17 protein-coding genes are annotated in these 19,717 nt (G+C 41.4%); 8 read left to right on the top strand and 9 right to left on the bottom strand.

The window, feature by feature from the left end:
• Nucleotides 1-25: 25 nt before the first annotated feature.
• Nucleotides 26-829: a LytTR family DNA-binding domain-containing protein gene (locus F0249_RS01380; protein WP_171755584.1), complete on the top strand. Its 804-nt coding sequence runs from the start codon at nt 26-28 to the stop codon at nt 827-829.
• A gap of 114 nt (nt 830-943) precedes the next feature.
• Here F0249_RS01380 and F0249_RS01375 read toward each other — a convergent pair whose 3' ends face one another.
• Nucleotides 944-2,851, bottom strand: coding sequence for a metallophosphoesterase (locus F0249_RS01375; protein WP_171755670.1), 1,908 nt, complete (start codon nt 2,849-2,851; stop codon nt 944-946).
• A gap of 438 nt (nt 2,852-3,289) precedes the next feature.
• Here F0249_RS01375 and F0249_RS01370 point away from each other — a divergent pair, with 438 nt between their 5' ends.
• From F0249_RS01370 to F0249_RS01350, 5 genes are all read left to right on the top strand, one after another.
• A complete protein-coding gene (locus F0249_RS01370; protein WP_017052364.1) occupies nt 3,290-4,279 on the top strand; it encodes an ABC transporter substrate-binding protein in 990 nt (329 codons plus the stop codon).
• A 97-nt stretch (nt 4,280-4,376) separates the two neighbouring features.
• Nucleotides 4,377-5,276, top strand: a complete 900-nt coding sequence (locus F0249_RS01365) for a proline/glycine betaine ABC transporter permease (protein ID WP_017052365.1) — start codon at nt 4,377-4,379, stop codon at nt 5,274-5,276.
• A complete protein-coding gene (locus F0249_RS01360) occupies nt 5,269-6,483 on the top strand; it encodes a glycine betaine/L-proline ABC transporter ATP-binding protein (RefSeq protein ID WP_017052366.1) in 1,215 nt (404 codons plus the stop codon). The genes F0249_RS01365 and F0249_RS01360 overlap by 8 nt, the downstream gene beginning before the upstream one ends.
• Before the next feature lie 321 nt (nt 6,484-6,804).
• Nucleotides 6,805-7,158 (top strand): rhodanese-like domain-containing protein, encoded by a 354-nt coding sequence (locus tag F0249_RS01355; RefSeq protein WP_113798686.1) that lies wholly within the window; start codon nt 6,805-6,807, stop codon nt 7,156-7,158.
• Nucleotides 7,159-7,295: 137 nt separating this feature from the next.
• Nucleotides 7,296-7,658 (top strand): ribosome recycling factor family protein, encoded by a 363-nt coding sequence (locus F0249_RS01350; RefSeq protein WP_216599482.1) that lies wholly within the window; start codon nt 7,296-7,298, stop codon nt 7,656-7,658.
• Here the strand turns inward: F0249_RS01350 and F0249_RS01345 are convergent.
• From F0249_RS01345 to F0249_RS01335, 3 genes are all read right to left on the bottom strand, one after another.
• The gene (locus F0249_RS01345) at nt 7,655-8,320 is read right to left on the bottom strand and encodes an SDR family NAD(P)-dependent oxidoreductase (RefSeq protein ID WP_171755583.1); all 666 of its coding nucleotides are present in this window, start codon (nt 8,318-8,320) and stop codon (nt 7,655-7,657) included. The two genes, F0249_RS01350 and F0249_RS01345, sit on opposite strands and share 4 nt — an antisense overlap.
• A 243-nt stretch (nt 8,321-8,563) precedes the next feature.
• The gene (locus tag F0249_RS01340) at nt 8,564-9,493 is read right to left on the bottom strand and encodes an NADP-dependent oxidoreductase (RefSeq protein ID WP_113798690.1); all 930 of its coding nucleotides are present in this window, start codon (nt 9,491-9,493) and stop codon (nt 8,564-8,566) included.
• Nucleotides 9,494-9,589: 96 nt separating this feature from the next.
• Nucleotides 9,590-10,012, bottom strand: coding sequence for an organic hydroperoxide resistance protein (locus tag F0249_RS01335; RefSeq protein WP_017052370.1), 423 nt, complete (start codon nt 10,010-10,012; stop codon nt 9,590-9,592).
• A 140-nt stretch (nt 10,013-10,152) separates the two neighbouring features.
• Here F0249_RS01335 and F0249_RS01330 point away from each other — a divergent pair, with 140 nt between their 5' ends.
• A complete protein-coding gene (locus tag F0249_RS01330) occupies nt 10,153-10,599 on the top strand; it encodes a MarR family winged helix-turn-helix transcriptional regulator (RefSeq protein WP_171755582.1) in 447 nt (148 codons plus the stop codon).
• Between the two features lie 690 nt (nt 10,600-11,289).
• Nucleotides 11,290-12,525 carry a RidA family protein gene (locus tag F0249_RS01325; RefSeq protein ID WP_017052372.1) on the top strand — a complete coding sequence of 412 codons (1,236 nt, stop codon included), beginning with the start codon at nt 11,290-11,292 and terminating at the stop codon, nt 12,523-12,525.
• Between the two features lie 190 nt (nt 12,526-12,715).
• On the opposite strand, the gene F0249_RS20315 is transcribed toward F0249_RS01325, so the two are convergent.
• From F0249_RS20315 to F0249_RS01300, 5 genes are all read right to left on the bottom strand, one after another.
• Nucleotides 12,716-13,219 carry a prepilin-type N-terminal cleavage/methylation domain-containing protein gene (locus F0249_RS20315; protein ID WP_113798693.1) on the bottom strand — a complete coding sequence of 168 codons (504 nt, stop codon included), beginning with the start codon at nt 13,217-13,219 and terminating at the stop codon, nt 12,716-12,718.
• A 232-nt stretch (nt 13,220-13,451) separates the two neighbouring features.
• Nucleotides 13,452-15,113 (bottom strand): methyl-accepting chemotaxis protein, encoded by a 1,662-nt coding sequence (locus tag F0249_RS01315; protein ID WP_171755581.1) that lies wholly within the window; start codon nt 15,111-15,113, stop codon nt 13,452-13,454.
• Between the two features lie 363 nt (nt 15,114-15,476).
• The gene (locus tag F0249_RS01310; RefSeq protein ID WP_171755580.1) at nt 15,477-16,223 is read right to left on the bottom strand and encodes a PAS domain-containing protein; all 747 of its coding nucleotides are present in this window, start codon (nt 16,221-16,223) and stop codon (nt 15,477-15,479) included.
• A 371-nt stretch (nt 16,224-16,594) separates the two neighbouring features.
• Nucleotides 16,595-18,412: an SUMF1/EgtB/PvdO family nonheme iron enzyme gene (locus F0249_RS01305; RefSeq protein WP_171755579.1), complete on the bottom strand. Its 1,818-nt coding sequence runs from the start codon at nt 18,410-18,412 to the stop codon at nt 16,595-16,597.
• A gap of 195 nt (nt 18,413-18,607) precedes the next feature.
• Nucleotides 18,608-19,711: a PEGA domain-containing protein gene (locus F0249_RS01300; RefSeq protein WP_017052377.1), complete on the bottom strand. Its 1,104-nt coding sequence runs from the start codon at nt 19,709-19,711 to the stop codon at nt 18,608-18,610.
• Nucleotides 19,712-19,717: the final 6 nt, after the last annotated feature.

The raw sequence follows: 19,717 nt of genomic DNA, 5'->3' as shown, positions 1-19,717 counted from the left end.
ATTCGGCTGCTAAGGAAAAGCAAACATGCCACAATTTTATACCGCGATTATTGCTGATGATGAAGCTTTGCTTAGGCATCACTTAAATAAGACTCTTGCTGAAACGTGGCCTGAACTGAATATTGTTGCCAGTGCTGAAAATGGTAAAGAGGCATGGCGTCAGATAGAGGATCATCAACCTGATGTGGTTTTCCTTGATATTCGTATGCCAGAGCTTGATGGCATTGCGCTTGCCGAAAAACTTCAGAAGATGCCTCAGTCCCCGCTGGTGGTGTTTGTTACCGCTTATGATGAATATGCGGTTAAAGCTTTTGAACAGTGTGCCGTGGATTACCTACTCAAGCCTTTATCTGAATCAAGGCTGCTTGCCACCTGCGAAAAGTTAAAGGCACGTTTGTCGGAGATTCAATCGGCAAAAGAGCCACCAGCCGATAATTCCGATCTCTCCGCTTTGATGACTCAATTACAGCAACTTTCAACCCCGGCAGTGCCTGAATATCTAACGTGGATTAAAGCGAACGCGGGAGATGATTTACATCTGATCTCAATCTCTGATGTGTTGTATTTCAAAGCAGAAGATAAGTACGTTTCTGTGTTCAAGCGAGAAGCGGATCAACAATGCCAAGAGTTCATTATTCGAACTTCCTTAAAAGAGCTATTACAACAGTTAGATCCTCATCAGTTTTGGCAAATTCACCGCTCGACAGTCGTGAATGTTGCTGCGATTGATAAAGTGAAAAAAGATTTAGCAGGCAGAATGAATGTGGTTATTGCTGGAAAAAAACTTCCGGTCAGTCGCGCATCTCAAGGGTTATTTAAAGGGATGTGACTGGCGATATTTTCATATCGACATTTAACGTTTGCTCCTCGACAGGTATCAGAAATGAAAGCGCCTCTTCTATATGACTAAAAGAGGCGTCTAAACAATTAAGCGAAAGAATAGTTACTTATTCAGTGCGCTTGCTATAGCAATATCACGTTGAATGTTCAGTTTTTCACTCTCTGAACCTGCGTTTGATAGCTTCTGTTTCATCTGAGTCAGATATTGGTCCAACTCACCTGAAGTAGCGAAAAGCTTATCTTTCACATTAATCGATGAGATGTTTGTGTAGCGGCCATCATCACTGGTTGGAACTGAAATAGTGCCATCATTAATCAATGCTTTTACCACTTCGCGCTGTTGCTCAAACCCTTTTAAACCACTCAGTGACCAGCGTTTCATTGGCTTACCTTGGTACTGGCCGTTTTTAACTTCAGTTAGGTAACGGATCGTTAAATTACGGATCGTGCCTTCGTCTTCACCGTATTCGACTTCAGTGTCAAAGATTACTGGGAATTTTTGACCTTCTAATACACCACCCGACTTGGTTAGGTGGCCCATACGATAGCTGTTCATCCCAAGACGAATTGGAGTCGCCTCAGTAATCATATTGCCATCTGAGAATTTAAGATCAGTAATTCGCTTACCTGCCGGTTGAGTAAGGTCAATGGTGTAAGTCACTCCAGCAAAAAAATCATTGGTCGAGTATTTGGAAGCGCGTCGCTTTGGATTAAAGCTATAAGTAACATCGCCTTCTTTTACGCTATTGAAGTACCCTGCGGACCACTCCATGTAAGTTTTGAGTGCTTTGCCCGTCATTTCGTAAACGGTGATCTCGCCACCAGCATATTGATAGTTGTAAGCGATATCTTTCGCTTTAATTGCACCTACATCTAACTCTGCACGATCATTGTCGATTTGAAGTGCGATGACATTTGCTTTTGGCGCATAGTACATACTAGCTTCTTGGAAGAGAGCACTAACGCCAGTGTCTTGAATGTGAACTTGAGGAATGCCTTTGATTTCATTTTCAGGAACAAGATCAACTCCTGTTAGCTGTGCGACAACACGATTTGCATTCTCACGTAAACGCTTGTGATAAGGAGAGTACAGAGATTCCATTTTAGGATCTGATTCAATCCCTTTTATCTTATAGGTGAAGCTGTCTTTATTGACGAGCGTATATTGGCCGCCTTTCTCTTCAAACTGAAGGTCAATTCTTGAAAGCGCACGACCATATTTATCTGGTTCCGTTACGATTACGCCATTCACTACTTCTTTATCAATGCGCGTATGCATGTGTCCAGCCACAATCGCATCGAGTTCCGGATTAGCATTGGCAATATCACGGACGCCTGTTGCTTCAATATTGTTCTCATTATCTAAGCCCATGTGGGCAACTAAAACAATCGCATCGACTTGTTCATCAATCTGTTTGATGACTTTTTTTACTTCCAATGAAGGATTGGTGAACGTCATACCTTCAAGTCGGTTCGTTCCTTCTGCAAACACCTGAGTCATCGGAGTGTCCATGCCGATAACGCCAATTTTAATACCTTGTTTTTCAATGATTTTATAAGAAGGTAAGAACGGGTTGCCATCAGCTCGCTCAATATTTCCCGCAAGAGCGGTACCTTCAAATTGAGAGAGTGAGCGGTTAAGTACCTTTAAGCCGAAATCGAATTCATGATTACCTAACACCCAGACGTCATAATCCATTTCATTAAAGCCAAGCATCATAGGATCGACGGGTTCATCTTTAAATGTCTCCACGAAGTTGCCTTGGATAGTGTCGCCAGCATCAACAAGAATGACATTATCTTGGTCGTTACGAATCGCTTTCACTTTGGTTGCAATTTGGCTCAAGCTGCCACGCATGTTTTGTTTATCTGCGGCATAGTCCCACGGCATGAAGTGTCCGTGAATATCAGAAGTACCTAAAATGGTGACATCGACCATATCGCCATCGGCTGCTAAAGTTTGGCCTGCAAGGGAAAGGAGAATGGCTGACGCTAAAAAGTGTTTTTTAATCATAGGGATCATTGCTTATTTTATCGGAATTAGAGTTGGCAAATGATACTTCTGATTAAAGATAATTGAGTCGACTGTGGTCTATTTTTTTATGCAATGGGATGTATTTCATTGCAAGTTTGTGAGAGTTATCGCAAACAAAACAGATATTGAATGCTCGTTTATTAATTAACCTAATTACGATTTAGTGGATAAAATTCACCTGAAAATTACATCGAACTCTAAGTATTTTTTGTCGTTTACGAAATTGTTAATGGATTTTTGTGAATATGTCTCAGTAACTTTATTTGTTTTAAATCAGTCGTTTGTGTTTGTTCTGTATCGAGGGTTAGACTGTTTTTACAGGTTTTAAATTGCACTAGTAATAAAAAATGGTTTGAGTAGTAATGACTTATTCAGTTACCCTATATATGTTATTAAGAGAAAGGATGCCTCAAAATGAAATACAAACTAAGTGCAATGTTGCTATTAATGTCAGCGGCGAGTGGCGCACAAGCAAGTGAATGTGGAAGCGTAACGATTGCTGATATGAACTGGAGTTCTGCTAGTTTAATTGCCAATGTTGACCAGTTTATTTTAGAACACGGATACGGGTGTGATGCTGAATTGATCCCTGGTGATACGATGCCAACAGGCACATCAATGATCGAAAAAGGTCAACCTGATGTTGCTCCTGAGTTTTGGAGTAACTCAATGAAAGATGCTCTGGATAAGGGCGTCGCAGAGAAGAGACTTCGATTCGCTGGTTCGGCGCTTGTCGATGGTGGTGAAGAGGGCTTTTGGGTCCCTGCTTACTTGGTAGATAAATACCCTGAAATGGCAACCATTGAAGGGGTACGTAAACATGCCAAACTATTTAAGCACCCAGAAGATCCAGATACTTCTGCATTCTATACTTGTCCCGCTGGTTGGAACTGTCAGATTAGCTCTGGAAACTTGTTTGAAGCTCTGAACCTAGAAAAAGCCGGTTTCACGATTGTTGACCCTGGTTCTAGTGCTGGTTTATCTGGTTCCATTGCGAAAGCGTACGGACGTGAAGAAGCGTGGTTTGGTTACTACTGGGCACCAACTGCGGTATTAGGTAAGTACGACATGGTTAAAATTGATTTTGGTAGCGGTGTCGATGTAGATGCTTTTACTAACTGCGTGACGAAAGAAGACTGTGAAACACCAACCGTCACAATGTACCCGCCTTCTCCTGTTCATACCATTACAACCGAAGCATTCGCTTCACGTTCTCCAGAAGCTTACGACTATTTTTCTAAACGTGGCTTTACCAATGCAAAAATGAATGAACTTCTTGCATGGATGGAAGACAACCAAGCCGATGGTGTGGAAGCGATGCAACACTTTTTAACCGAGTCACCTGAAATTTGGCATGCATGGGTACCTGCCGATGTGGCGAAGAAAATTGAAAGTGCGTTATAGCTTACCGGTTTAAAGAATCATTTTAGCAGCGTTACAGGAAGTACCGTTTTAGTAGTAAGCCGGAGCCAATCGTGGCTCCGGTATAAAAGGATATAACATGTCTGATAATAATTGGTTCACTAGCTTTCCAGAAATGGATCGTTCTACTCTAAGAACAATCAAAAAAACACTGGATGGCGGTTATCGTGAATTTTCTCGTGAGTACGGTGAATTCATCGAGTCACTATTCGATCCGCTCCTCACTTTTCTTGTTTGGTTTGAAAAACTCCTGCTTTCGACACCTTGGTTTATCGTTTTAGCCATTTGTACTGGGCTGGTCTATGCGGCAAGTCGTTCATGGAAACTTGCCCTTGGTTGTATTGGTTCTCTACTGCTGATTGGATATTTTGGCATGTGGGAAGATACGATGAGAACCTTGAGCATTATCACCGTATGTACACTGGTCTCAATTTTGCTCGGTATTCCTATTGGAATTGCGATGGCTCGTTCTAACCGCGCTCAATCAATCGTTACTCCGATGCTTGATGTGATGCAGACCATGCCCGCCTTCGTATACTTGATCCCAGTGGTGATGCTGTTAGGTATCGGTAAAATTCCGGGTTTGATCGCTGTGGTTATTTACGCGATTCCTCCAGTTATTCGTTTGACTAACCTTGGTATTCGCTTGGTTGATAAAGAAGTGTTAGAAGCGGCTACTGCATTTGGGGCTAGTCAGAAACAGCGCTTGTGGGGCGTTCAGTTGCCACTTGCAATGCCAACCATTATGGCTGGTATTAACCAAACCATTATGATGGCGCTCTCTATGGTCGTTATCGCTTCAATGATTGGAGTTAAAGGCTTGGGTCAACCAGTACTAAAATCAATTACCAACCAGTATTTTACTTTGGGATTACTCAATGGTTTCGCGATAGTGGCACTGGCCATCTTGTTTGATCGAGCATCACAAGCATACGCAAAACGTACCAATGCCCATTTGGGAGATCTTAAACATGACTAAACCTTTAATTGAAATCAGTGGCTTATCTAAAGTCTTTGGGCCGAAGCCTTTATCAGTTATGAACCGTATTAAACATGGTGAAAGCAAAGATACAATCCTTGCCGATACGGGTCATACTGTTGGTCTGAAAGATATTAATCTTGAAATCGAAAAAGGTGAGATCTTCGTTATCATGGGGTTATCGGGTTCGGGTAAATCAACCTTGATTCGCCATTTCAACCGATTGATTGATCCCACTGAAGGGAAAATTATCGTTGAAGGCATTGATGTCATGAGCCTGAATACGAAAGAGCTTGAAGAGTTTCGACGCCATAAAATGTCGATGGTGTTTCAACGATTTGGGTTGATGCCACATCGTACGGTGATCGAAAATGTTGCCTATGGTTTAGAGATTCAAGGCATTAATAAAAGTGAACGTTTAGCAAAAGCAGAAGAGTGGCTAGAAACAACAGGCTTGAAAGGGTATGAACAACAATATCCATCGCAGCTTTCTGGTGGGCAACAGCAACGTGTTGGTCTATCTCGTGCACTTTGTACTGATGCTGAAATCTTATTGATGGATGAAGCTTTCTCGGCTCTCGACCCTTTGATCCGTAGTGAAATGCAAGATCAATTGATTGAACTACAAGAGAAGCTGCATAAAACTATTGTTTTCATTACCCATGATTTAGATGAAGCCTTACGACTTGGTGATCGCATTGCAATTTTGAAAGATGGCGTATTGGTACAACAAGGTACTCCACATGAAATTCTTCTTAATCCAGCTGATGATTACGTTGAGGCGTTTGTAAAAGATGTCAACCGAGCGCGAGCGTTGACGGTTGAAACGGTGATGCAGCCACCTGCGTTGCGTATTACTGCTGAAACCATTGAAGGTGCGTTAAGTGAAATGAAAAAATCGAAGCATGATTATGGTTATCATGTTACCGATGAAGGCTATCAAGGCTTGGTCACTCAAGAGAGCTTACAAGATGCTGTTGAAGATGTGACAGTACATGATTTTAGCGATGAGATGTATGAAGAAGTTCCGGCTGTATTACCTGATGCCGTTATTGAAGAGATCTTGCCAGATACGATGTCATGCGACTACTCGTTACCAGTGGTTGATGAAGAGGGTAATTTAAAAGGTGAGTTGGAGCGCAGTGCCGTTGCCGATATCTTTTCTGAAACGAGTGAATCAGAACCCGATGTCGAGAAAGCGTCATAGCATTGATGAACTGATTACTGAATGTAGGTATTCATTTTAATTTACTTGACCACTAGGGCGTGTTGAACTTTTACTGCGATAGTCAGTTTGAAAGTACAACTCGCCCTATTTGATCGTACTCTTAACAATATTGAGCGCTTTTAGGTGCAAACCTTGATGATCACTTCCAATTCTCTCCTTCCGAAGTTCAGCCGTTATAATTTTCTTTTGCAACAGATATTTAATCTGCCTGATATATTTAAATCATGGTTAACGTTATAGTTGGTGTTAGAGAAACAACACCAATAATTACCTGTACTTGCTGAAGGAGCGTCGAGGCTTATGAAGAGACTTTTAGTTAGCTTAATGACATTGTGTGCGATTTTGTTTACCACAAGCGCCAGTATTGCATCTGAGCGTGCAGATTCTGCATGGGCGTTAATTGGCGATGGAGCCTTGTTGGTAGATGTTCGAACACCTCAAGAGTTTAATGTTCGTCATCTTGATGCTGCGGTGAATTACCCACTAAATACCATTAATTCATCTTTTGCCCACATCGATAAAGATCAATTAATCGTGCTTTACTGTCGTAGCGGTAATCGTTCAGGGCAAGCAGAAGCACACTTACAAGCTGCTGGCTTTACCAATTTGCATAATGGTGGTGGACTCAATGAAATGCTAGCAGCGAAACCTTAACAGTAAACCATCACTATTGATGTAAAGGAAAGTACATCGTGTATTTCCAAGATGAATTAGTGATTGTTCAGAGATGAATCAGAGCGTCAGTGAGCAAGCGTCAGAATAGGCGCGATTACGAATATGAGAGGTCCGTTTTGGAGAGCGAAATTAGCGTCCCGCTGAACAGTTTCGTGCATCGAGTCCATGATAAATTATGGTTTTCTGATCTCGTATCAAATTTAGACTGTAGCTTAAAACGGATCAGACGCTCTCGCCACTGGACTCTTTTAGGTAAAGAACATCGGCTCACCCAGCTTCGAAATGAGTTATCAGATGATCACTATCTATGGGTGAAGCAAGCAATCGATAAGGCACTGCCAAAACGGGATATTTGTCTTGCCGAGTTAATAGAGTGCAACCCAAATATCACGCTTAATCAGTTAATGACAGTGTCTGGCTGCACCATTTCTGAAGCTCGCTTAGCCATTGATGCTTTTGAAAGCTTAGATTTGGACTAGCCTCGGTTTATCGTTATGTCTGAGATGTAACCATGTTCAGTACCGACTAAGGCTTGTTTTAGCATGGATGCGGCTTCTATTGCGGTCATGAAACTTGAGGTGTTGAGATCTTTACCACTGGTTTCCCAGAAGCTTGTCGCCATACCTCCTGGATACACGGCAATAATCTTCATCGGACAACCTTTGAGTTCAAGCCGTAGCGATTCGATCAACCCACGGACAGCCCACTTCGCCGCGCAATATGTCGACTCTCCCGCTTTTCCTGCTTGGGCGGCGGTGGACATCACCACGACAACATTAACTTTATGATCACGATAGCGTTGAATTAACTCTCGCAAAAAAAGAATGGTCGAAGTGACATTGTTATCAAGGAGCTGTTTGATTGCTGCTGGATCTTGATCTTCAATCTTTCCAAAGTATCCACTACCAGCACAATGGATCACGGTATTAGGAGCCTCTTCTATCGTATCGAATAGCTCGGCAACGCTTTGAGGATCACATAAGTCACTCGCATGAGTGGTTACCTGAGCGTTTAGTGGTGCACTTATCTGCTCTAATCGTTGTTGATTGCGTCCTGTTAGAATTAATTTCTCATTATCATCGCTATATAAACTAGCCAGTGCCGCGCCTAACCCACTACTTGCTCCAGTAATTAGAATCATGAAATATCTCAGGTAATGTAAAGAGTGCTTAATGTATCGCGTCAGTGGAGGGTTTTCTTCTATTAAGAGAGTGGCAGTTCACATTTCTTAATTTATTATCGAAGGAATTTAGGGTTTTGATGAGAGAGAAGAGAAGGAAAAATGAAGGAAGGTCGTCACTCCATCCTCCATTGCATACTGCATAGGGAGATGGAGTGGTCATCAAATTCTTATCTGAATTAATTAAAAAGCAGAGGTGTGACTCTAATTAATATCGATGACTATCTTACCGCGAGTTCGGCCTGATTGGCTCTGCAAGTGCGCATCAACAATCGTCTCAAGAGTAAAATGATGCTCGATCAGAGGCTTAAGAAGATCGGCTTCGACTAGGCTATTTAGCTCTTTTAATATGCGACTGCTTGGCTCAATAAAGACAAAGGCAGCGCGAGCATTATGTGCCTGTGCCAACTCTTCATCAGGTTGATCAACCACAGAAACAAGAATGCCATTTTCTTTCAGTAATTCCCACGAGTGCTTTTGAACATCGCCACCCATGGTATCAACAACAATATCTACGGGCTCAATTTGCTCTTTCAGCGATGATTTTGCGTAATCAACCGCTTGATCAGCTCCGAGGTTTATTAGCAGATCTTGATTCGCAGCAGAAGCCGTAGCAATCACCGTCGCGCCTTTTGCTTTTGCGATTTGAATGGCTAAGTGACCCACACCACCAGCACCAGCATGGATGAGAACTCGTTGACCCGGTTGCACATTGGCAACATCTACAAGACATTGCCAAGCCGTGATCCCTGCTAACGGTAAAGCGGCGGCTTCTGAGAAACTCAGTTTAGGGGATTTTAAAACTGCTTCGTCTGCTTTTACTGCAATATAGTCAGCATAACTACCATCACGAGCAATGTTTGGGCGGCTGAATACCTCATCACCAACATTAAATTCACTGACCTTCGAACCGACTTCCACCACAATACCCGCGACATCCCAACCTAGCGTTACAGGTAGTTCATATGGAATGAATGCTTGCAAGTAGCCCTCGCGGATTTTCCAGTCCACCGGGTTAATCGCTGCTGATCTTACGGCAATCAGAATGTCATCATCATTGATTTTTGGTTTAGTAATGTTCTCTAGCTTTAGTGTTTCAGTGCCACCATATTGGTGAATTCGGACTGCGCGCATAGATTATTCCCTTTAACATTTTTTCGTGAGTCTACTGATACGAGTGGTATGCAAAGAAAAGCACCCGTATCTGATTTTGTACTTTGGTAATGTCGACTAAATTGCGAAACCGTTAACCGTCAGTTGAACATCTATGTTGCCACGCACTGCATTTGAGTAAGGGCATACTTGATGAGCGGTTTGAACTAAAGCGGTTGCTTGCTCTTGGTCAAGATCAAGCTCAACAGATAAGCTAACCGTTAGCGCAAAGCCACCGTTTTCATTAGGACCAATACCTACTGTAGCCGTTGTTGGTGCTGATTTGATCGCCACTTTTGTTTCACGGGCTACGTGTAAAATTGCATTTGAGAAACATGCCGAGTAGCCCGCTGCAAATAGTTGCTCTGGATTCGTCGCGTCGCCAGATCCGCCCATCTCTTTTGGGTAGCTAAGAGCTAGAGAAAGCATGTTGTCATCTGTGCTTACTTGACCACTGCGACCTGCCATTGCTGTTGCTGAAGTTGTGTATAGTGCTGTCATGTTTTGAGTCCTATGATAGATAGTCATTTTAATTGCTAGCAATTAGGTTGTGCACAACTTGATTTTCATTAATACTAATTGAAATAATATAAGTGCGCAAGTATATTGCGCACAATTAATTAATTTTTATTGGTGATTACATGAGTGAGCAAGGAAAAGATGAGTACCTAAGTTTGGATAATCAGGTCTGTTTCGCTTTATATAGTGCTTCTAACGCGATGGGGCGAGCTTACCAACCTCTTCTAAAAGCGCTAGATCTCACATACTTGCAATACATAGTGATGATGGTGCTGTGGGAAGATCAAGTGATGAATGTTAAAGCGCTCGGCCATAAAACACATTTAGATTCAGGAACACTGACGCCACTGCTAAAACGTTTAGAAGTGAAAGGTTACGTCACTCGAACACGTAGTTTGGAAGATGAGCGAGTTCGAGTGATATCAGTGACCGATTTGGGGGCGGAGTTACGTGAGCAGGCTAAAAGTGTTCCTAGCGAAATGCTGTGCATGTCCAAAATGAATATTGATGATCTTCTTAAGCTGAAGAAGGACTGTGAGCAACTGTTAGCAAACTTAACTGGCGGATGAATGAAAAAGTTGAATCGGGGTGAGCGGCGACCTTGCCCTGATTAATGTGTTTCATTAGGTACTGAGATTTAGCGCTATGTGTTAAATGTTCGGCTTATTTATAGTTTGATGTTTATATATTGTTATATTTACATCCTTATACTCTTCTATTATCTCCTTCCACATCTAATAATAAATATAGATGTCGACTTAATAGCCAGTTAATAAATATTAATCAACACTTTGATAATAATGGACATGAATAATTACTTAATTAACGAATGAATTCTATTAACATAAATATAATTTTTAGACGCGTTGGGGAATTTATTCACTTAAAACGACATAAACTACGCATTAATTGAGTGTTATTTTGGATTAAATGGAATTTATCGTGATCGAATTATCAAAAATGAACAAAAACCATAAGAAGAAGCCATTATCTCTCTGAGATTATATTCACAATAAGCGAATCGTTCACAGTGAAAACTGACATTAAAGCTCGAATATGAGTGAAACTACGGATAATTAATCGAATAATGACTATTTATTCCATATTTCTAGGCATTCTAGTGAAATGATATTCGGACATTTATCACATTTCCCCTAGATAATTTTACTTAACATAGCGCCACTTTAATCATTCATTCCAATACGATCTATTAAAAATAAAGACGTATTTCTGTACTCTATAAAAAGGATAAATGTCTAATGAGCGGCGATATCATTAAGTTTTCAAGAAACACTGAAAATGCACCACAAAGTTCTGTATCTACTCAAACAGTAGCTTTTTCTCATTATAATAATATTTCAGCTCAATTACCTGTAGACCCAAAAACAGGTAACATTGTAGTTGGCACTGTAAAAGATCAAGCAAAACAGTGTTTAGACAATATTAAAGCGATTGTAGAAAGTATCGACCACGTAATGGACGACGTAGTAAAATTGAATATCTTCGTTAAGAATATCGCAGATATTGAAGCTATCGATGAAATCTACACATCTTACTTCCAAAGCGATCTTCCAACTCGTGTAACAGTTGAAGTCGCCGCATTACCTCTGAGCGATGCTTTGGTACAGATTGATGCTCTTATCTCAAACGGTGAAGGCACAACGCCTCAAGCACCTTGCGCGCTAATTAAAGTATCAAGAAATACTGAAAATGCACCTAAGGGTTTATACTCTCAAACGGCTGCATTCTCTCACTACAACAACCTAGCAGCACAATTACCTGTTGATCCAAAAACAGGCGCATTGGTTGCTGGTGGCGTTAAAGAGCAAACAGAGCAGTGTTTGAACAACATCAATGCAATCCTAGAAAGCATTGGTCATGTGATGGGTGATATCGTTAAAACAACAATCTTCCTTAAAGATATCGAAGATGCTGCTATCGTGAATGAAGTTTGTGCTAAATTCTTCCCAGGCTACGTTCCAGCACGCACTGTTGTTAATGCATCAGCTTTACCTATGGGCGCATTGGTTCAAATCGATACTTCTGTGTCACATGGCGACGGAACTCCACCACAACTTCCTGAAGATACAAGCCTTCTTGTTATCGAAGCGAACAATACAGACAATGCTCCAGCAGCACCATACTCGCACACTGTTGCATTCTCTCACTACAATCATATTGCTGGTCAATTACCTGTTGACGCTAAAACAAATGAAATCGTTGCTGGTGATGTAAAAGCTCAAGCTGAACAGTGCCTGAAAAACATTCAAGCAATCATTGAAAGTGTTGACCATGTAATGGACGACACTGTGAAAATTAACATCCAACTTCAAAACATCGAAGATATCGACGCTGTAAATGAAGTTTACACAACGTTCTTCAAAGGCGACCTTCCTGCAAGAACCGTTGTTGGTGTTTCAGCAATTCCAATGAATGCTCTAGTACAAATTGATGCTGTTGTTTCTAACTGTGAAGGTACGCCTCCACAAGCATAATCTGTATTTTATGACTGCTGAACCGTGATTAAATTGTGATAAGCATAATTGCGGTTCAGTAGCATTCAAAATGGAAATAAGAGGGGGAGTTTCTGTGATCTTACTGTTTTAACTGACGGGATTGGTTACAGAAATGACGCTTTATTGAAAGCCACTATTATTGTGGCTTTTTTTGATCGATTGGAATGAACTAACATCCAGAAGTTTCGCGTTGGTACTCTGGTAATTCATTATTTCCAGCCGTTGCTTGAGTATATAAAACCCAGCAATTACCACTTTTTACATCCCCAGAGCTACTCTTATCATAACCTACATACAAGTTAGCCGACCCCTCTTCTTGGGTTGAGAAGCTACCGTCAATAATGATTGCATCGTCTATGTGTGTATTGTCTATGTAGTTATAGATTAAGTCCCACTCACCTTGGTGCTCTTGCTGAATCCCATCTTTGTTGAGATCAAGAAAAGTGAGTCGAGTGCTTGATGAACTTGGATCTCTCACTTTTACATAGCCTAACAAAGCTTTGGCATGAACCTGCTCATTGGCATATTGCATGCTGCTTTGCATTGAACGGATGGTGCTGATTCTTGCATCGGTTTGAATATTCAAAAATCGAGGTAGTGCTGTGACTGCAATAATACCAAGAATGACAATAACGACGACTAACTCAATAAGGGTAAATCCTCTGGTTTTCATGTTTATTCCATTAAAATACAAAGAAAGATTAATATATGAGCACTATACTACCATTAATTCAAATGAGAATAGGTTGATATCAGCTGTAAAGAGAACCTGAAGAGATGAATAAGCAACTTTGGTTTTATCTCAAATCTAATTTTTCCTTCAATGTTCCGGGTTTGATAAAAAAGTCCAGATATGAATTTCAGATCTGGACTTTTTGTTATATCAGCATATTTTATTCAGTATTCTAAACGGTGAATCGGTCAACCAAGTTATATAACTCATGCGCTTTACCATTCAATTCTTGGCTGCCAGAGCGATTTTCATTAGCAAGCTCCGCTGATTGGTTACTTTGGTCAGAAATCACCACTATACGCTCAGATATCTCTTGTCCGACAACACTTTGCTCTTCTGTGGCGGTCGCGATCAATGAATTCATATCCATGATGGTATCAATTGACTCTTTGATTTTGGCCAACGCTAGACTGGCAGAATTCGCTTCATCAACGGCTTTGACACTTCGGCTTTGGCTAGAATCCATGGCTGTGACTGCGTTGTCTGACGCCGCTTTAAGTTGTTGGATCATCGTATGGATTTCGCCTGTGCTATCTTGTGTGCGACTGGCTAATTTCCGAACCTCATCGGCAACTACGGCAAATCCACGTCCTTGTTCGCCTGCTCGTGCTGCTTCTATAGCGGCATTTAAAGCAAGGAGATTCGTTTGTTCTGCTATATCTTGGATCACCTCTAAAGAAGATGAGATATTTTGCACATCACCTTCAAGTCTAGAGATCACATTGTTTGCTTCAGCGACTTCGTTTGCCAACGCTTGCACGGAATCGGCTGCTGAAAGGACAATCGCACTTGCTTGATCGACATTATCTTCTGCGTTTTTAGCAGACTGAGCTGCTTGATGTGCATTGTTAGAAATTTCATGAGCTGTCGTCGTCATTTCAGTCATTGCGGTGGCGACTTGGTCGGTTTCGGTATGTTGACTTGAGGCGAGTTCATCCACTTGTGCTGCACGATTGCTCATATTATTCGTTTCATCGACGACTTCTTGGCCGACTTGGCTCACTCTAGAGATGATTGACTGAAGGCTCGCAACGAAGGTGTTGAAATTTTTAGTGAGTTCAGAAAACTCTGGAACATTAGATTCCTGCATGCGGGCTGTTAAATCGGCATCACCACTGGCAAATGAGCGAATTGAGGAATCAAACTGCTCTAATGGACGCATTATGCTGCGATTCACCAATACTGCGAATAGCGCGACAATGATGGCAATAACAAGGCAGAATAACCCAATGGATGTAATGCTTCGATTCATGCTGGCAGTCGAAAGAAGTTGCATCTCTTCAACCGCTCTATCGACGTCGTCAGTATAAAACCCAGTACCTATTATCAGATCCCACTGTGGAAAATAAGCAGAGAAACTGAGTTTCGGTAGAGGTTGTGTCTCTCCCGGTTTAGGGAAGTAATAGGTAGTAAATTGTTCTCGCTTAGCATTTTTAATCAAATCTTGAATAAGGTAGTTACCTTGTTTGTCTTGAAGGTTGATAAAATTCTCTCCAAGTCCTTTTGTGGATTGACCTTGAATGACTCGGATCCCGCTAGAGGTGTACCCGAAGATATAACCACTTTTGCCAAACTTGATCTCTTTTAACGTTGCTATAACTTCTTCAAGTGTTCCATTTGAATTTACGATGGGCGTGATTGCTGTTTGAGCTATTTGAATATAGGACTTTAGTTCCGCTTTTTTCATATTCATCATGCTGTCTCGGGTCAAATCAATTTGCTGTCGATTTAGCTTATTAAGTTCGTTGTAGGTGAGAGACATCATGCTGATAGCAATAACAAATAATGGAATCATGGAGAGGATATAAAGGCGTTTGCGTATAGTGAGGTTCATAACTGCTTCCTGAAAAATGCAATAAGGCTGACATTACTCAATCAATGAGCTGTTTTTTTATATTTTAAATATAGTCTACCCAGTTATAAGTAATATAGATGTGAAGGAAATGTAACTTTAACTAAAGTTGTAGGAGTATTGTTTGAAGTGAGAAATCGAGTCTGATTTCAAGAGATAAGAAGCGTGTGTGACATTCGATACAGTGATATGAGTCACTGTATCGTAGTTCAATAGGAGATCAGTTTGACGGTAGGAAATAGCGATGCAAATCGAAGCTATGTTCATCAATATATTCGTCAAAGTCATCATAGTCAGGTCTGTCGTCAGATTCAAAAGCGAACATATCAGCGGAACTGATAACGTTTATGAGCCTTTTAATTGCTCGTTGAGGCATTCATTGTTTAGAACGACAGATAACTGGGTTTTCAATAAACTTTTTGGAATGACAGAGCCAAAGCCAGCATCGAGGGCTTTATCGATGAGTTGCTCTTTGCTTTTGGCATTAAATTTGGTTTTAAGTTTGGCAATATAGCCTTCAACCGTTTTAACTGAAATCGCCATCGCACGAGCGATATATTGAGGCTTTTTGCCATACAGCAATAGAAATAGAGATTCGGACTCTCGCTGTGTTAGATGCTCTATCTGCCCCTCATCTATGACATTAAACCCCACAGCTTGGCGGTTTGTGCGTTGAATTCCAGTGGCACGACAAATCCAATGGCCTACTTCTAAGATGGCAGTATCCGTTAGCTCCTTGCCAAAGAAAATAGTTCCTATCACCTCATTGTTTTCATTGTACCAAGGTTTCTTGGTAAAAATATGAGCGTGCCAGCGGCCATCAGGGTAAGGGTGAATATCTAAAATCTTTATTGTCTTTCTTGTCGCGATAACAAAAGCATCCTGACGTTGGAACTCTGCTGCACACTCTATGGTTGGGCTTGGCATTTCAAAATCACTGCGGCCAATACATTGGTTTGGCTCCTCTACACCAATAAGCTTTGCATAAGCTTCATTAGCATAAACAAAAACAGAATTAAGATCCTTACACCCCCAGCATCCTGGAAGCTGGTAAAAGAGAGAGATGAGAGTGGAATCGAAATCTGTAGACACAATAAAATACCGTTGGAAAATTTAACTTATTGTATCAAAATCAGTGAGTTATTGTATGCAGTCAAATGCAATTTTTACAGTGTAATGTCTTGATGGTGATTATTTGAACATTATGGCCCATTTTGGACAAAAAAAAGCCAGCCTGAAGAGGGGCTGGCAAATACAAGAATTAATCTTGTCGACGTGTAGAAGAGGTTCCACATTCCTAGCACATGTATTGCAAAAAATGTAGAGGTATCTATTAGACACCATGAGCGATATAACATTCATTACCTGCCCATGTGGGTAATGTAAAACAAGTTTTATATTGAAGTAAGGGGGGAAATCCCCCCTTTGGCTATCTTTCTGGGAAGGGTGAGCGTTACGGTTGCCTAGAGTTGGCGTAACACTCGGAATCCGACATAATTGGCTGCCATCGTAGGTGCTAAGTAGAGTTCGCTTTGTGCTTGAGCTTCATTTGGAGAGAAGCTCCAAGCGCCACCTTTTGCGACACCTTTGCTATCTTGTGTCCACTCCCAAACGTTGCCCACGACATCGTATAAGCCATATCGGTTGGCTGGGAATGATTTCACAGGCGAGGTGCTTACATTCGACCATGGTGTTCCGCTCCAACCTGTATTGGCTTGGCCTTCATCAAAGTTATCTCCCCACCAGAAATTGGATTTAGAACCGGCGCGAGCGGCTACTTCCCACTCGTCACTGCTTGGTAGACGGTAAGTAAAGCCCGTCTCTTGTGAAAGCCAGTGAGTGTATGCTGTTGCATCATTGCGGCTGATGCATACAGCAGGAGAGCTTGCTGATTGCTTAAAGCCAGGGTTACGCCAATAGCTATCAGAAATAGGAGTGACTTCTGATTGGGCTACAGCAGTACAAATGTTCTGCAACTCTGCATCTGTTTGATAATTCGTTCGTTTTATGAAAGTTTCAAACTGCATCACTGTGATTGGGGTAGAGGCAATAGCGAAAGCATGATCAAGGTTAAATTGCTTTTCTCCATGCTCCCCTAATAGGAATTGTCCAGGCTCAATGACGACCATTTCAGGTGCTTTGGCGTTGCTACCAATGGCGTCTGCGAATTTATGGCCTGTTTTTAACACATTCTCTTTCTCACGTAAGACGGCACGCAGCGTATGATCTGATTTAATTCTCAGTTCTTGATTAAAAGAGCGGTAGCCCTCTTTCTCTATGGTGATCATGTGTGGCCCTACAGGTAGCATCACTTCCAATGGTGTGCTGCCATATTTCACGCCATTCACCGACACGGAATCATTATATTGATTAGAGCGGATCGATAAGCTAACCCAAGCAACCTCTTTTTCAGGTGCTTTAGCGGATTCTTCTCCTGGCGCAAAACAGTACTGAGAATCGATGTTTAACAATTTACAGGGAGCGTTGGTTGCAGGACGAGCTTCTAATTCAACATCGACAACTGTCTTATGTTTGTTATCACCATAGAAGCTAGCATTCACAACGTTATGGCGTAATACGTGAATGCTTAGAGAAGCCGAGGCGATATTTTGTTTTACAAGCGCGGGTTCTGAAGTGCTTTCAACTAACTCGTTTTGGAATTGTTTTACTGCTTTTTGCAGGGCTAAATCTGTCGTTTGCCCTGAACACTGCGCCAGTGTCATATTTGATTGGCAGGTGTTAGTAAAGCTTACTTTTTGCTTGCCACTTTGGTGCAACTCGCTTTTAAGTCGATCAGCTCGAGATCGTAGCTGTTCATTATCTAGCTGGGCGATAGACTGCTCAATCACGGCTTGCTCGGCCTTTAATTGTGCAAGCTCTAGTTCAAGTGCCTGTTTATCTTGTGCGGCTGTTAACTGTTCGCTTTGGTTTCGTTTTACTTTTGACCAAGCTTCTTGGTAAGCCGATTGTGTTGGTTCTAAGTCAAGCTCGGGCTCATCAATCATTTTGGCATAATCACGTTCAAGGTTTTGTTTGGCTTTTGCCAATATTGAACTGTATTGATTGTTTTGTTCGATAAGTCGATTAACCAGCTCTTGCTGATTCGAAACTTGATTACTTTTATCAGCAACGAGCTTTTGAGCTGCTTCAAGTTCAGAGTGCTTAGTAAATAACTCGCTCTCTATACTAAGCACATTCGATGTTGGTGCTTGAGCATAAGTGGAGGTCATTACTAGGCAAGGTGCAAGAGCAAATAAGAGAGCAGGTAAACCTTGGCGCATTATCATTCTACTTAAGTCATATTTCTGAATATATGGTTATTCTAAACGAAAACGCCATTTTGTCTGAAGTCATCTGAGATATCTTCGTGACAAAATGGCGTTTTAACGTCAGCTTTGTGAGTTTTGGCAAATAATTGAACAAAAATTGCTAATTAAACACTCACTTGTAATACATAAATATTGGGTTAGTTGGGTTTAACTCTCTTTATTAGGGAGTAGTTTTACCCAAACAGTGTCGTTACCGTTGAGTGTAATCACCCGATTGTATGTTTCGTAGCCTTGTTTTGATACCGTAATCTGATGGCGGCCATTTGGTAGTACGATCTCGACAGGAGTACTGCCGTAGTCGACGCCATTAATGGTTACTGAATCGTTATATTGATCAGAACGAACCTTTACATTGGCCCATTGCTTATCATTTTTTTCAGTTTTTGCCGCTTGGTCGCCTTTTAAGCAGTAACGCGGAGAGACATTCAGAAGTTTACAGGCTGCGATTGCTTCAGGTTTCGCTTGCAGTTGTGCTTGCATTTGAGTGAAGTAAGCGCTGTTTCCTGAGAAGCCACTTTTGATGATTTGGCTCTCTTGAACATGAATATTAAGTTGCACACCTTGAAGGTTTTGTTTCGCTATATTGGATTCGGTGAGCTTTGAAAGCATGTTTGAACGGAACGTTTTCACCGCTTTCTGTTTGGTTAGGTGCTTACCTTGGTTAGCACATTCACCTAGTGTCATGGTCGTTGAACACGTTGTTGTATAGCTTGTTTCAAGAACGGCACTTTCACGCAGTTCTGTTGCTAAACGCTTAACACGAGCTTCTACTTTCGACTCTTGTAAGTTCGCTAGCTCATTGTTGCTTCGTGCTTGCTTTTGCTTCAGTTGAGATAAGCGCATCTCATTTTCAACGATTGACTGTTTACTCTCTAGTAACTGAGCTTGGTTCTCTTTTACATTGGTCCAAGATTCTTGGTATTTCTTCTGAAAAGAGACAAGATCGGTGTCTGGATCTTCAAGTAAACGGCTGTACTGTTTGTCTAACGCTGATTTAGCACGATTACGTTTCGCGTTAAAATCTTCACCATCACGTTTTAATTTAGCTTGTTGATTGAGAAGTTGTTTAAGATTCTCATTCTCAGCAGAATACTCTGATGAAAGGGTATTAAGTTCGTTCTGCTTTATGTCTAGCTTTTCATCGATAGCCGTAACAGGATCGACTTGAATTAGCTCTTCAGCTGATACCGATGTAGATACCCAGAAAGGAGTTAACGCTAATAAAAGCGTAGAAATGCGAAATGTGCTCATAGGTCC

The organism is Vibrio sp. 03-59-1, from assembly GCF_013114135.1.
GTDB classification, from domain to species: domain Bacteria; phylum Pseudomonadota; class Gammaproteobacteria; order Enterobacterales; family Vibrionaceae; genus Vibrio; species Vibrio cortegadensis.
The sequence above is the reverse complement of the archived record's forward strand: the minus strand, read 5'-3'. Positions and strand labels throughout refer to the sequence as shown.

What these genes read in the sequence shown, in the direction of transcription:
- F0249_RS01355 (WP_113798686.1), top strand. Translation starts at nt 6,805, where the DNA reads ATGAAGAGACTTTTAGTTAGCTTAATGACATTGTGTGCGATTTTGTTT.
- F0249_RS01360 (WP_017052366.1), top strand. Translation starts at nt 5,269, where the DNA reads ATGACTAAACCTTTAATTGAAATCAGTGGCTTATCTAAAGTCTTTGGG.
- F0249_RS01340 (WP_113798690.1), bottom strand. Translation starts at nt 9,493, where the DNA reads ATGCGCGCAGTCCGAATTCACCAATATGGTGGCACTGAAACACTAAAG.
- F0249_RS01380 (WP_171755584.1), top strand. Translation starts at nt 26, where the DNA reads ATGCCACAATTTTATACCGCGATTATTGCTGATGATGAAGCTTTGCTT.
- F0249_RS20315 (WP_113798693.1), bottom strand. Translation starts at nt 13,219, where the DNA reads ATGAAAACCAGAGGATTTACCCTTATTGAGTTAGTCGTCGTTATTGTC.
- F0249_RS01315 (WP_171755581.1), bottom strand. Translation starts at nt 15,113, where the DNA reads ATGAACCTCACTATACGCAAACGCCTTTATATCCTCTCCATGATTCCA.
- F0249_RS01335 (WP_017052370.1), bottom strand. Translation starts at nt 10,012, where the DNA reads ATGACAGCACTATACACAACTTCAGCAACAGCAATGGCAGGTCGCAGT.
- F0249_RS01365 (WP_017052365.1), top strand. Translation starts at nt 4,377, where the DNA reads ATGTCTGATAATAATTGGTTCACTAGCTTTCCAGAAATGGATCGTTCT.
- F0249_RS01305 (WP_171755579.1), bottom strand. Translation starts at nt 18,412, where the DNA reads ATGCGCCAAGGTTTACCTGCTCTCTTATTTGCTCTTGCACCTTGCCTA.
- F0249_RS01325 (WP_017052372.1), top strand. Translation starts at nt 11,290, where the DNA reads ATGAGCGGCGATATCATTAAGTTTTCAAGAAACACTGAAAATGCACCA.
- F0249_RS01330 (WP_171755582.1), top strand. Translation starts at nt 10,153, where the DNA reads ATGAGTGAGCAAGGAAAAGATGAGTACCTAAGTTTGGATAATCAGGTC.
- F0249_RS01300 (WP_017052377.1), bottom strand. Translation starts at nt 19,711, where the DNA reads ATGAGCACATTTCGCATTTCTACGCTTTTATTAGCGTTAACTCCTTTC.
- F0249_RS01370 (WP_017052364.1), top strand. Translation starts at nt 3,290, where the DNA reads ATGAAATACAAACTAAGTGCAATGTTGCTATTAATGTCAGCGGCGAGT.
- F0249_RS01345 (WP_171755583.1), bottom strand. Translation starts at nt 8,320, where the DNA reads ATGATTCTAATTACTGGAGCAAGTAGTGGGTTAGGCGCGGCACTGGCT.